Genomic DNA, 13,406 nt, shown 5'->3' on the forward strand with positions numbered 1-13,406 from the left:
TTGCTAAGGGCCGCCCTCCACGGGCGGCCTTTTATTTTGCCGGTTTTCTTTCGGCCGGGAACCAATCTCCGTGCGCAGGCGTTTAGCATCCATAACTAAACGGAGAGACAGCATGCTTTACTGGGCACTTATATTTCTGGTCGTGGCGCTCATCGCCGGCGCGCTCGGTTTTGGCGGGATTGCTGGTGCATCAGCGGGGATAGCGCAGATTCTGTTCTATATTTTCCTCGCTCTTCTTGCCATTTCCCTGATCATGGGACTGCTGAGGAGACGCGGCTAAACAAAGGGACGCAACGTAAACGAATGCGGCACCCGGCGAGGCGGACCATCCATGGCTTCCGCTTCGGGGAGACAGTGAAAGGAGAACGCCATGGAACACATCGCTGCGCTTCTTCTGATTGTCGGCTGCTCCGGCAACGTGGCCGAATGCCGCGAACTGCCCGCCCCCACGCCTGTCTATGAGACGTTCGAGGAGTGCGAGGCGGAAAGGCCTCTCTCGATGCGCGAGCTCGAAAATGAGGCTCCGCAGGTTATGGCGACATGTGTCTACGTTGATCCGGCGCTCGTCTACGACGACGCGGTTCTGGAATGGGACATTACGGACGACGGCAAGCTGACGGCCACCCTTGAGCCGGTGACGAGCTTTGCGGTTGCTCGGAACGAACATGGCAGGCCCGCGAGCACGCTTATGAAGTGACCGGACCGACTGCAACAGCATATGAAAACCCCGGCAACCGCGCCGGGGTTTTTGTGTCGGTCTGTCTCAGGCTTCACGGATAGCGTAGCCGGCGCCGCGAATGGTGCGGATCACGTCGGGAAGCCGGCCCTGATTCACGGCCTTGCGCAACCGGCCCACATGAACGTCAACCGTGCGCTCGTCGATATAGATCGTTTCACCCCAGACATTGTCGAGCAGCTGGCTGCGCGAGAAAACGCGGCCGGGATGCTGCATCATGAATTCCAGAAGGCGGAACTCTGTCGGTCCGAGACGGATCTCATTCTTGCGCCGGTAAACGCGGTGCGATTCCCGGTCGAGCACAATGTCGCCGACGGAGAGAACCGTTGACAGCACTTCCGGCTTGGCCCGGCGCAGGAGCGCGCGGACACGCGCCACGAACTCCGGCGTCGAAAAGGGCTTCACGAGATAATCGTCGGCCCCGGTGGAAAGTCCGCGCACGCGATCGCTTTCCTCACCGCGCGCGGTGAGCATGATGATCGGCAGGCGCTCGGTTTCCGGGCGCATGCGAAGCCGGCGACAAAGTTCGATACCCGACACAGCCGGGACCATCCAGTCCAGAACGAGCAGATCCGGAACATTTTCCTGCAGGCGCACCTCGGCTTCATCGCCGCGCGAAATCATCTCTACCTGATAACCCTCGGCCTCCAGATTGTATTTCAGCAGGACGCAGAGCGGTTCGTCGTCTTCAACGACCATGACCTTGGGGGCAATCATGGAAGGCATTCTCCTAGGGCATTGCTACGGCCGACTACGCATCCGCATCGACCGTCATCTGTGTTTCATCGAGCTTCGGCCGCTGGACCGGAAGCTGTTCCCCCGTCACCACATAATAGGCATTTTCGGCGATATTCGTCACGTGATCGCCGATGCGTTCGAGATTCTTGGCGCAGAACAGAAGATGCGTGCACGACGTTATGTTGCGCGGATCCTCCATCATGTAGGTCAGCAGTTCGCGAAACACCGACGTATACTGGATGTCGATCTTCTCATCCTCGTCGCGCAACCGGATCAGCGCTTCGGCATCGCGCTTCACATAGTGCTCGACCACCGCATTGACCTGATGCAGCACCAGACCTGCCATCGCATCGATGGAATGGGCGAGCGTGCGCGGCGTGGCGCTCTGCCCGACCGCGCTCACGCGCTTGGCGATGTTCTTGGCGAGATCGCCAATACGCTCCAGGTCGGCTGCCATGCGAATGGCGCCCACAACGCTGCGCAGATCCTGCGCCATCGGCTGGCGCTTGGCGATCAGCGTGATCGCGCGCTCGTCGAGATCGCGCTGCTTGGCATCCATGATCGTGTCGTCGGAGATGACACGCTGCGCGAGCGCAGTGTCGGAGTTGAGCAGGGCATTGGTTGAGGCGCGGGTCATCGCACCGGAGAGATCGCCCATATCGCGGATGAGGCGGTCGATCTCACCGAGTTCCTCATCGAAGGAGCTGACTGTGTGCTCGCCCATGATCTGGTTCCTTATCTGTGCGTCAACCGAAGCGGCCGGTGATGTAATCCTGGGTGCGCTTGTCATCCGGATTGGTGAACATCTTGTCCGTCGGACCTTCCTCGACAAGATTGCCCAGATGGAACATGGCCGTGCGCTGCGACACGCGCGCCGCCTGCTGCATGGAGTGCGTGACGATGACGATCGTGTAGTTCTCGCGCAGTTCGTCGATCAGCTCTTCCACCTTGGCGGTGGCGATGGGATCAAGAGCCGAGCACGGCTCATCCATGAGGATCACCTCGGGCGAAACCGCGATGGCGCGCGCAATGCATAAACGCTGCTGCTGGCCGCCGGAGAGACCTGTGCCGGGCTCATGCAAACGGTCCTTCACTTCGTTGAAGAGACCGGCCTTCTGCAGGCTGGACTCGACCACTTCATCCAGCGCGCTCTTGGATGAGACCAGGCCGTGAATGCGCGGCCCATAGGCAATATTCTCGTAGATCGACTTTGGGAACGGGTTGGGTTTCTGGAACACCATGCCCACGCGGGCACGCAGTTCAACCACGTCAACCTTTGGATCGTAGATATCCTGTCCGTCCAGCGTGATCTCACCTTCCACCCGGCAGATGTCGATCGTGTCGTTCATTCGGTTGAGGCAGCGCAGGAAGGTGGATTTTCCGCAACCCGAAGGGCCGATCAGCGCCGTTACCTGCTTTTGGCGAACATCGAGATCGACATCGAAAAGCGCCTGCTTTTCGCCGTAGAACACCCGGACCTTCGATCCGCGCATCTTAATCGGCAGGTCTTCTGCCCTGTTCTGCACCGCTTCTTCCACGGCCGCATCCGTCAGCATGTTCATATCTCCTACTCCGTTACCAGCGGCGTTCGAAACGCTTGCGCAAGACGACCGCAACGGCGTTCATCAATACCAGGAAGCCCAAAAGGATCAGGATAGCCGCGGAGGTCTTCTGCTGGAAGGCAGGCTCCGGGAAATCAGCCCACATGAAAATCTGCACCGGCAGGACCGTGGCCGGCGAAGTGAAACCGCCTGGAATGTCCACGATGAAGGCAACCATACCGATCATGAGGAGCGGGGCGGTCTCGCCAAGCGCCTGGGCCATACCGATGATCGTTCCGGTCAGAATGCCCGGCATCGCAAGCGGCAGAACGTGATGGAACACGGTCTGAATCTTCGAGGCGCCGACACCAAGAGCTGCCTCTCGGATCGACGGTGGTACCGCGCGCAGCGCTGCACGCGACGCGATGATAATCGTCGGCAGCGTCATCAGCGCCAGAACCATGCCACCAACCAGCGGAGCTGAACGCGGCAGGTTGAACCAGTTCAGAAAAACCGCCAGGCCGAGCAACCCGAATACGATGGATGGGACGGCAGCCAGATTGTTGATATTCACCTCGATGAAACCGGTCAGACGGTTCTTCGGCGCGAACTCTTCGAGGTAGATCGCTGCCGCGACACCGATGGGAAAGGAAAGCGCCAGCGTGACAAGCATGGTAAGCGCAGAGCCGACAACGGCACCCCATATGCCCGCCATTTCCGCCTCGCGGCTTGCACCGCCAAAGAAGAACTGCGTGTTCCATGCGCTGGCTGTACGACCGTCAGCCTTGAGCTGGTCCACCCACACGATCTCGCGGTCGGAGATCTTGCGCTGGCCTTCCGGTGTCTCGATGACCCGCAGACGGACGGGCCCGGAAGCGTTTGCCGCCACCGGAGCCAGGAGCGGGCCGCTGGCAACCACGCCGCCATCGGCGCCCGGCGTTATTTCGGTGAGCTTGACCGCGCCATCTCCAAGATAGGCGATAAGCGAGGCAGCCCCCGTCGTCAGGCGCAGCGCTCCGCCATCCTCCTCAAGGGCGCCCGCTTCCGTAGCAACATCGAGCAGACTGTCATCAGAAAAACGCAACTCGGCTTCATTGCCCTCCACGGCCACGCTCTGCGCCGCCGCCAGCATTGTCTCAGTGCTGTCGGCAGCAAGAAGCCCCTTCAGATAGAGGTCGGAAAAATCGTCCATTGGCAGAGCGTACTCGACTGTTCCGCCAGGTGTCAGACTGCCATCCTGTAGGGCCTGACGCAGTAGTGTCGGCGCGCCACTCGAGATGAGGCCACGAACCTGCCTGCGTTCCTGCCGGCCCTCGACCTGCGGGAAGAGCGACAGCAGCGCATCGTTGACAACGGTATCGTAATTGTTGCCGGTCAGATTATCCGGGTCCACATGTTCTGCCGACAGGTTCAGCGGCAAGGTCAATTCATTGGCGTGGAAAGCCGGAAATGCCTTGAAGACGATCGTAGACAGCAACAGCAGCAGGAAGAACGCCGAGAGAAGAACGGCACCCACACCCAGCCACTTGAAGCGGCTTTCTGCAGCGTAGCGTTTGCGAAGGCGGGCTCGCGCCTGCTCGTTCGTATGCTGATTGTTCTGCGGCTCTGCACCGCCAGCAAGCGTATCAGTCATATTGCTCTCGATATTTCTTCACCACACGCAGGGCGATGATGTTGAGGGCGAGTGTCACGCAGAAGAGAACCAGCCCAAGGGCGAATGCAGCCAGCGTCTTCGCGCTGTCGAACTCCTGGTCGCCAACCAAAAGGGTGACGATCTGAACGGTCACTGTGGTTACGGCTTCCAGCGGATTGATGGTCAGATTGGCTGCCAGTCCGGCTGCCATCACCACGATCATGGTTTCGCCGATTGCGCGGCTGATGGCCAGCATCAGCGCCGAGACGATGCCCGGCAGGGCAGCGGGAAGAACGACCTTGCGGATGGTCTCCGACTTGGTCGCCCCGAGCCCTGCTGAACCATCGCGCAAGGACTGCGGAACCGCATTGATGACATCATCGGAGAGGGATGAGACGAACGGTATGATCATGATCCCCATGACGATACCCGCAGCCAGCGCCGATTCCGACGCAACGCTGAGACCCAGAATTTGCCCGAAATCGCGGAAGAATGGCGCAACAGTCAGGGCTGCGAAGAAGCCATAGACCACTGTTGGGATGCCAGCGAGAATCTCCAGCATCGGTTTGGCAACGGCTCGCACCTGTTTGGACGCATAATCGGACAGATAGATCGCCGACATGAGACCGACCGGCGCCGCGACCAGCATCGCAATGAGCGTGATCAGCAAAGTGCCGACGAAGAGCGGTACGGCACCGAAGATATCGGGATTGACCGCACCCGCCTCCTGACCGGCACCGGTAAAGGCGCTCTGAGGGCTCCAGTGCGTGCCGAAGAGGAACTTGTAAAACGGAACCTGCTGGAAAAAGCGCAGCGATTCAAAGATGAGAGAAAGGACGATGCCCAGGGTTGTCAGGATCGCAACCACCGAGCAAAGGATAAGAAAGAGACGCACCACCCGCTCCACGACGTGGCGGGCGCGGAACTCCGGTGTGACGCGGCCGATACCCCAGAAGAAACCGAGGGCGGCCAAAAGTGCGGAGAGACCACTGACGAGCCACTCGCTTTGCCCGCGCAGGACAGCAAAATGTTCCGCGGCGGCTTCCTTTGCTTCGTTGGGGAAGCCTGCAATGCCGCCGAAGGCCAGCGCGCGCGCGTCGCGCAGGAAAGCCTGCTTCTCCGGGAGATTCATGTCCGCAAGCTGTGCCGAGAAACGGCCTTCCACGATCGAACCTTCAATACCCGGGGTTGCTATGCCCCAAACCAGAAGAACCAGAAGAGCGGGCCCTGCTGACAAAAGCGCCAGAAACAGGCCGTGATGACCGGGAAGCGAATGCAGCGCGGCCGTGTTGCCTTCGACGCTCGAAAGCGCACGGGTGCGCCCGAAATAATACGCCACGGCGAAAAGCACCAGCAGCGCGATGACGACATATGTAATCATACTACCCCCGAGGGTCGGGTAAGGTCGGATTTGCCGAAACCCGTCGGATCCCCATCCAAGCGCGACTTCGCATAAGCCCCGAAACCGGAAGACCCGGCCGCAGCAGCGGCCGGGTCCCCATTCAGCCTATCAGGAGCCCATGCCCTTGAGAGCCTGGGCGTCTTCCGCCTGCTTCGCACGGGCATCGTCCGGCAGCGGGATCAGACCCTTGTCGGCGAGATAGCCATCGGGGCCCCAGGCTGCATCGGAGGTGTATTCCTTGATGAACTCTTCCATACCCGGGATCGCGCCGACATGCTCTTTCTTCGCGTATACGAAGAGCGAGCGGGAAACGCCGTAGTCGCCGGCAGCGATCGCGTCGAAGGTCGGAGCAACGCCACCAATGGTGGAGCCCTGCAGCTTGTCAGCGTTCTGGTCGAGGAAGGAGAAGCCGAAGACGCCGAAGGCATCAGCGTTGGCTTCGAGCTTCTGGACGATCAGGTTGTCGTTCTCACCGGCTTCCACATAGGCGCCGTCTTCACGGATTTCCGTGCAACCGTCAGCAGCCTCAATGGCTTCCGGGCAGGCTTCTTCCATGACCAGCTCGACGAATGCATCGCGCGTGCCGGAGGTCGGGGGCGGGCCGAGAACCTCGATCTTGGTGTTGGGCAGGCTCTCATCGATGTCAGACCAGTTGGTGTAGGGATTGGCAACAACCTTGTCATCAACCACAACGTTCTTGGCAAGAGCAGCGAAGATTTGCTCCTTCGTGAGATCGATCTGATCGGCAGCCTTCGAATTGGAGATGACGATGCCGTCGAAGCCAACTTTGATTTCGACCGGTGTCACACCGTTTGCCTTGCAGGTCTCGAGCTCCGAGTCCTTGATCGGACGCGAGGCATTGGTGAAATCCGGGTGGCCTTCGCCAACGCCGGCACAGAACAGCTTCATGCCGCCGCCCGTGCCGGTGGATTCCACAACCGGAGTCTGGAACGCACCGCTCTGGCCGAAACGCTCTGCAACGGCAGTGGTGAAGGGGAACACGGTCGACGAGCCAACAACGCGAATCTGGTCACGGGCAGCAGCCGTACCAACTGCGCCCGCGAGGGCGATTGTGGCCGCCGAAGCGGTAAGAAGGAATTTTTTCATTGGAGACAGCTCCCTGTTCGGAATTCGGTCAGACGCCCTGCCGGCGTCGAGGAGCGGAATAACAACTCTGTGTAACAGTTCCATGACAGTTCCGTGTCAGCCCGATTACGATGGCGAAACGACAGGTTTTTCGGGCGGGGGAACGGATTGCCGTTGCAACGAAGCGGCCGGCGAAGCCCGTGTGACAGGGCTGCTTTCGCTGCCCTTCAGGCGCAGCCGTTCTGCCAGAGGCACAATGCCCCCGTGCGGCTCTGTATCTGTGTCACAGTGAGTGTGTACATCACCCCGGATAATACCAGCTGGGTTGTCGCCGGGGTAAAAAGCGGGAGCCAACTGAAGTGTGCAGGAAGACCGTACTGGATGTGCAGAGCCAAAAAAGCCGGGCGGGGGAAACACCATATGGAATGGCAAATCACACTTGGCTGGGTTTAAAACCCGGATAGATCCTGTTGGGGCTCGTTTGGATCACCCACGGCCTGCGGACATCCGCCCGCCCGGAAAATAATGGTCAGCTATCGACCATTTGTCTCAACTTTAATGAGAGCACCAGATTCCCTAAATGGTGCGATCGCGCTAGTCCACGAGAAAGCCCGAGGGGAAACGAATAATCAATAAACAACAATGAGTTAAGAGATTTTTTTACTCATTTGTTGATTGATTTCTGATGCACAAAACTCACCCAGGAGTTGATTTTCTCCAGGAGCGCCCTGGGGCTGATCGGCTTGGAAAGGTAATCATCCATCCCTGCTTCCAGACAGAGCTCGCGGTCACCTTTCAAGGCGTGAGCGGTAACACCGATGATCGGAACCCGTGTCCGCGTCTCCCGTTCCCGGTGGCGGATTTCCCGCGTTGCCTCCAGCCCGCTCATTCCGGGCATCGAAACATCCATCAGGATGAGGCGCGGTTTCCTGCGCTGATGCGCTTCCAGCGCATGTTTGCCACTTTCCACGATATCGAAACGCAGCCCGGCCTCGCTCAGAATCTGCCGGAAGACCAGCTGGTTCACTTCATTGTCTTCGGCAACCAGGATGTCGATGTCGGAAGAGACCTCATCCTCGTTCTGCAACGCCGCGTCGTCCACTTCAGTAGATTGCGCTGGGCTTTCCGGGAGGGGCTCCCGTGCCATTCCGACTTCATGAACCGGCGCTGCGGCTCGGGCGGGCTGCATGGCAGCCACCATTGCCTCGAGGAGCGCCGATGATCGCGCTGGCTTGATCAGATGCGATGCAATGGACAGTTCGCGTGCCCCAAAGCCGGAAAGTGACTGGTCGACGGATGTCAAAAGAACCACCGGAACGTCCGCGATCGCCTGCTCCGCCCTCATCGCTTCCACCATCTCCAGCCCGTTCATGCCCGGCATCTGATAGTCGACAACGGCGCAGTCGACGCGCAGTCCCAGCCTTGCAGCAGCACGCAGCACATCCAGACCTTCGCCGGCATCCCGGGCCACGCAGGCGTCAAAACCCCAGTGCTCCATCTGCTCGCGGAGGATCATCCGGTTGACTGAGTTGTCATCAACAACAAGAACACGGGCGTTCGAGACTTCACGGGGTGCGAGGGGTTGCGGGGTCGCGCCCGCGGCCTTGGGCAGAATCAACGTGAACCAGAACGTCGATCCACGCCCCTCCACGCTCTCTACACCAATTTCACCGCCCATGAGATCGACGAGGCGCGAGGTGATGGCGAGCCCGAGGCCGGTACCCTCATGGCGGCGCGTCGACGACGCATCGACCTGGCTGAACTTGTCGAAGATCAGGTGGAGCTTTTCCTTTGGAATTCCGATGCCGGTATCAGTGACACTGAACTGCAGCGCCAACGCGCCATCGGGTGTGTCGCTGCCGCTCACATTCACCAGAACATGCCCTTTTTCGGTGAACTTGACGGCGTTGCCCACAAGGTTCGTCAAAATCTGCCGGACGCGGCCGACATCACCCACCACGGCGCGCGTGATGCCCGGGTCCACCCGGACGATCAGCTCGAGATCCTTCTCCTTTGCCCGCGACGACATGAGGGTTGCCACATCGCCGACCGCCTCTCCGAGATAGAACGGATCGGCCTCAAGGACGATGTGACCCGCATCGATCTTGGAGAAGTCCAGAATATCATTGATGATGGTGAGAAGCGCATTGCCCGATTTCAGGATGATGTCGGCAAAGGTCTTCTGCTTGGCCGTTAGTTCTGTCTTTGCCAGCAACTCGGTCATACCGAGAACGCCGTTCATGGGCGTCCGGATCTCGTGGCTCATATTGGCCAGAAATTCAGATTTTGCCCGGTCGGCGAGCACGGCCTCCTCGCGTGCGGCCTGCAATTCGGCCTCACGCTGTTTCAGCTCGGTGATATCCACCCGCACACCAACGAAAGTGCCATCCTCGGTGCGTGTATCGATGGCCTTGACCCAGCGCCCATTGGCATGACTGCGCTCAAAGATGCGATGATGTACGTGATAGGAACGCAGATAGCCCGCGATCCAGGCTTCCCGATCGGTGTCATAAAGCGCATCGAGATCCGGATCTCCGCTTTGACGGAAGTATCCCGCATCGTGCGCGAGCTCGACCGCATCCCGCAGCGATTTTCCCGGCCGCATCGCCGGTATCATGGCCGGCAGTGCCTCCTGCATCTTGCGGTTGGCCAGAACATAGCGGTCGTCACGATCATAGATGACGACGCCGGCCGGAAGCGTCTCCAGAACCTCGGCAAGCTGCCGGCGCGCATCTTCGGCATCGTTCTCGCGCTTGCGGATATCGGAAATGTCGAACAGCGCCCCCACCACATAGGACGTGCCACTCTCCGTCTCCACGCGGCATTTGCGCACGATACGGTACTTGCCGATACCGGGCTGGTCGAAGTCTTCCTCGACCTCAAAATCCTCGCGGGTTTCGAGCACGCGCCGCTCGCTGCTCTCGAATGTCTCGGCAAGCTCCGGTGTCGTGAAATCGGCGGCACGCCGACCGAGAATCTCAGTCGCTTCGTCGCCAAGCGTACGCTTGAAGGCCCGGTTGGCCAGAACGAACCGGAGATCCTGATCCTTGGCGAAAACCGGATTGGGCAGTTCATCCAGGATGGCTTCGGCAAGCTTTGCCTTTTCGAGAGCCGCGGCCAGCGCACCTTCATGCCGCTTGAGCCTTGTGATGTCGGTGCAGACGCCGATGGCCCCGCCATCCTCGGTCCGCTTCTCGCGATGCATGACCCAGCGCCCGTCCGTGAAACGGAGCACGCTTTCAAAGGCCTCTTCGCGGCTGCGCAGATCGAGAACCCCGCGAAGCCACACCTCCGGCTCGAGCCCTTCTGAAGACAGTATTCTGCGCTCGAGACCGGCACGCAAAAGCGCCTCGAAAGACGTCCCTGGGCGGATGACGTCTTCCAGCCCTGCATACATGTCCAGCATGGCCTGGTTGCTGAGCACCAGGCGGTCGTCTGCGTCGTAACAGCAGAACGCGTCGCGGGTGACATCCAGTGCAGCCATCAGCCTTGCAAGATGCCCGCCGCTGCCCGTGCGATGATCGTGCACATCCACGCCATCGCCTGCTCCTCCTGCCCCGCGAAGGAGCTCCATCATCGGCGTGACGTTGCAGGCTACACCCCGGTAGCCGCGGAATCGGCCCTGGTCGTCGAAAAGCGGGAACCCGGATACAGAAATCCAGCGGCAGTCCGGAGGTCCACCTTCCAGGTCGTAAACGAACTGGCTGAACGGCTCGCGCGCCGCGAGAAGTCTCTCATGGGCCTCGACATCGCCGACGGGATGAAACGCATTGCGGGCCAGCGTGATGCGCGACCGGCCGATGAAACGCTCAGGATTCAGCCCGGTGATTCTCGGAAACTCTTCCGATATCCAGGTCAGCCGATGGGCTTCGTCGGCTTCCCAGACCCAGCCGGGCGCAGACCGCAGCAGAGCGGCCAGTTCATCGCCGCAAAAACGCTGCCCAACGTCTGAATCCTCGCCGGTCCCCAAAACTGTCCGCTCCCTAAAAAGGCACAAATCGAGCCTTCTCGTGACCTTAACGCATCAACAACAGTGTGGTTGCCAAGGCTTAACGATTTGCAAAGCATAAGAAGTGTTCGCAGCGCACCCTGCCAGACGGAGCTTGCCTGCCGCTGGAGCGCAGCACGATCAGCCTGCAAATCGAAAAAGTTTGGGAAAGTGGCACTCCCAAGGGGAATCGAACCCCTGTTTCCGCCGTGAGAGGGCGGCGTCCTGACCGCTAGACGATGGGAGCGCAGCGATTGCGGCGATATAGTCGCCTTCGCCGGCAAATGCAACAGCGGTTTTAAGTTCCCTGCGAATTTCGCTGCAAAAGATCCCAAAGATTGCCGTAGATATCCGAAAAGACGGCCACGGTTCCGTAGGCCTCTTCCCGTGGCTCCTCACGAAACGTCACGCCAGCCTGCCGCATGGCGTGGTAATCGCGCCAGAAATCATCCGTATGCAGGAAGAGGAACACGCGCCCGCCTGCCTGATTGCCAATGCTGGCCGACTGTCCGTTTCCCGAAGCCTGCGCCAGAAGCAGCGCGCCGGGCGCCCCGGCGTCTGGCGCCATGACAACCCAGCGCTTTTCAGCAGAAAGGACGGTGTCTTCAAGAAGGTGAAAGCCGAGCTTCCCGCGATACCAGGCGATTGCCTCGTCATAATCGCGGACGACAAGCGTGGTGAGCGCGATGTAGCGGGACATGGTCAGGGCTGCAGCGCGAACCTGGCGATCATCCGACCGCTCGCCAGGTCGTAGAGACGCAGCTCCTCGGTGCCGTCGGCAAGGCGCAGATGCAGCGACACCCGCGTACCGTCCAGAGACTGAGAGACGAGGCGCGCGCCCTCGGGAAGGTCGATGCTCCCTTCAACGGCATCGCCCGGCAGGGCAATCGTCTCGGCGGGCTCCTCGGGGCCACTGCTGAGCGTCTTGTAGACAAAGGCGAGCACGACAGCCATAACCGCTGCGAACAGAATGCCCAGGTTGATGGCCATAAAACGGACCATCTTGCGGCGCACACGCTCGGCCGCCGGGTCGAGCTCTTCCTGCTCCAGGTCTTCCTGTTCTTGTGGCGTGGCCATGTCTCACCGTTTCGAAAGCAGTTCCAATGGGCGATCCTGATACCGAAGACCACAACGATTGGGAAGACACGAGTGCGCGCAAAGCGTTTACCGTCGAAGCAGAACATGCCGGAGAACGGCTGGATCGCTGGCTTTCGAGCCGTTTGGGCGCGTCCGTTTCACGCAGCCGCCTGCAGACGCTTATCCGCGCCGGTGCAGTGACAACGGACGAAAACCCGGTCACCGAGACGAAGCACAGGGTCGCGGAGGGCGAGGTCTACGCGCTGACAATACCTGAAGCGGAGCCTGCCGAGCCCAAAGCCGAGGCGATTCCGCTTGAGGTTCTCTACGAAGACGATGCACTGATCGTGATCAACAAACCGGCCGGTCTTGTTGTCCACCCCGCCCCAGGCAACTGGTCGGGCACGCTGGTTAATGCGCTGCTGCACCATTGCGGCGCCTCACTCTCGGGCATTGGTGGCGTGCGCAGGCCGGGCATCGTGCACCGCCTCGACCGCGATACAAGCGGCGTCATGGTCGTTGCAAAGACGGACAATGCCCATCGCCTTCTTTCGGAGACCTTTGCCGACCACGGCCGGAGCGGCGACCTGGAGCGCGCCTATGTCGCCGTCGTCTGGGGTGCACCGGAGCGGATGGCGGGGACCATCGACGCCCCGCTCGGGCGCCATGCACAGAGCCGGACATTGCGTGCCGTCGTGCCGGCGGGGCGCAGCGATGCGCGCCACGCGGTGACCCGCTATCAGGTGCAGAAGCGTTACGGAGCCGATGGCAGCGGCAAGGCGTTTGCCGCGAAAGTGGAATGCAGGCTGGAAACCGGACGCACCCATCAGATCCGTGTCCATATGGCCCATATCGGTCACCCGCTTATCGGTGACGCGGACTATGGCCGCGCATTCCGCACGAAGGTAAACCGCCTGCCGGAAGACATACGCCCTACAGTCGCCGCTTTTCCGCGTCAGGCTCTTCATGCGCGCCTGTTGGCTTTCCGCCATCCGGAGACCGGCGACCTCATGCGTTTCGAGGCCGATCCGCCTCCCGATATGATGGCATTGACAAGCGCGCTGGATATTTTGTAATTATCGGTACAATAATATTATTGTTCACCGCCTGGTGACATAATGTTGACAGCAGGATGAAACTTTAACCGTCGGAATTCGTTCCTACATAGGATATGGTGCGATGCATCAAAGATGGTCGCGCTGTCT

Annotated in this window: 12 protein-coding genes and 1 tRNA gene; 3 read left to right on the forward strand and 10 right to left on the reverse strand. The window is 60.2% G+C overall.

Going from position 1 to position 13,406, the window contains the following annotated elements:
• Positions 1 to 112 precede the first annotated feature (112 nt).
• Both BLW55_RS09835 and BLW55_RS09840 read left to right on the forward strand, forming a co-directional pair.
• Positions 113 to 280 (forward strand): DUF1328 domain-containing protein, encoded by a 168-nt coding sequence (locus tag BLW55_RS09835; RefSeq protein ID WP_007010234.1) that lies wholly within the window; start codon positions 113 to 115, stop codon positions 278 to 280.
• 90 nt (positions 281 to 370) lie between these two features.
• Complete coding sequence (locus tag BLW55_RS09840; RefSeq protein WP_090328595.1) at positions 371 to 697, forward strand: hypothetical protein; 327 nt, start codon at positions 371 to 373, stop codon at positions 695 to 697.
• Positions 698 to 763: 66 nt separating this feature from the next.
• Here BLW55_RS09840 and phoB read toward each other — a convergent pair whose 3' ends face one another.
• From phoB to BLW55_RS09890, 10 genes are all read right to left on the reverse strand, one after another.
• On the reverse strand, positions 764 to 1,450 hold the full coding sequence (phoB, locus tag BLW55_RS09845) for a phosphate regulon transcriptional regulator PhoB (RefSeq protein WP_025030226.1): 687 nt from the start codon (positions 1,448 to 1,450) through the stop codon (positions 764 to 766).
• 37 nt (positions 1,451 to 1,487) lie between these two features.
• Positions 1,488 to 2,198: a phosphate signaling complex protein PhoU gene (phoU, locus tag BLW55_RS09850; RefSeq protein WP_007010231.1), complete on the reverse strand. Its 711-nt coding sequence runs from the start codon at positions 2,196 to 2,198 to the stop codon at positions 1,488 to 1,490.
• 22 nt (positions 2,199 to 2,220) lie between these two features.
• Positions 2,221 to 3,036: a phosphate ABC transporter ATP-binding protein PstB gene (pstB, locus tag BLW55_RS09855; RefSeq protein ID WP_090328597.1), complete on the reverse strand. Its 816-nt coding sequence runs from the start codon at positions 3,034 to 3,036 to the stop codon at positions 2,221 to 2,223.
• Between the two features lie 13 nt (positions 3,037 to 3,049).
• Positions 3,050 to 4,648, reverse strand: coding sequence for a phosphate ABC transporter permease PstA (pstA, locus tag BLW55_RS09860; RefSeq protein WP_090328599.1), 1,599 nt, complete (start codon positions 4,646 to 4,648; stop codon positions 3,050 to 3,052).
• Positions 4,641 to 6,029: a phosphate ABC transporter permease subunit PstC gene (gene pstC / locus BLW55_RS09865; RefSeq protein WP_090328601.1), complete on the reverse strand. Its 1,389-nt coding sequence runs from the start codon at positions 6,027 to 6,029 to the stop codon at positions 4,641 to 4,643. The genes pstA and pstC overlap by 8 nt, the downstream gene beginning before the upstream one ends.
• A 129-nt stretch (positions 6,030 to 6,158) precedes the next feature.
• Complete coding sequence (locus BLW55_RS09870) at positions 6,159 to 7,157, reverse strand: PstS family phosphate ABC transporter substrate-binding protein (protein ID WP_090328603.1); 999 nt, start codon at positions 7,155 to 7,157, stop codon at positions 6,159 to 6,161.
• A gap of 643 nt (positions 7,158 to 7,800) precedes the next feature.
• Positions 7,801 to 11,106 carry a response regulator gene (locus BLW55_RS09875; protein ID WP_090328605.1) on the reverse strand — a complete coding sequence of 1,102 codons (3,306 nt, stop codon included), beginning with the start codon at positions 11,104 to 11,106 and terminating at the stop codon, positions 7,801 to 7,803.
• 190 nt (positions 11,107 to 11,296) lie between these two features.
• Positions 11,297 to 11,371 (reverse strand) — tRNA-Glu (locus BLW55_RS09880).
• Between the two features lie 51 nt (positions 11,372 to 11,422).
• Positions 11,423 to 11,824: a VOC family protein gene (locus tag BLW55_RS09885; protein ID WP_090328607.1), complete on the reverse strand. Its 402-nt coding sequence runs from the start codon at positions 11,822 to 11,824 to the stop codon at positions 11,423 to 11,425.
• Between the two features lie 2 nt (positions 11,825 to 11,826).
• Positions 11,827 to 12,201 carry a hypothetical protein gene (locus BLW55_RS09890; protein ID WP_007010223.1) on the reverse strand — a complete coding sequence of 125 codons (375 nt, stop codon included), beginning with the start codon at positions 12,199 to 12,201 and terminating at the stop codon, positions 11,827 to 11,829.
• A gap of 26 nt (positions 12,202 to 12,227) precedes the next feature.
• On the opposite strand from BLW55_RS09890, the gene BLW55_RS09895 reads away from it, so the two are divergent.
• Positions 12,228 to 13,277, forward strand: coding sequence for an RluA family pseudouridine synthase (locus BLW55_RS09895; RefSeq protein WP_090328608.1), 1,050 nt, complete (start codon positions 12,228 to 12,230; stop codon positions 13,275 to 13,277).
• Positions 13,278 to 13,406 lie beyond the last annotated feature (129 nt).

The organism is Nitratireductor aquibiodomus (assembly GCF_900105565.1).
GTDB lineage: Bacteria > Pseudomonadota > Alphaproteobacteria > Rhizobiales > Rhizobiaceae > Nitratireductor > Nitratireductor aquibiodomus.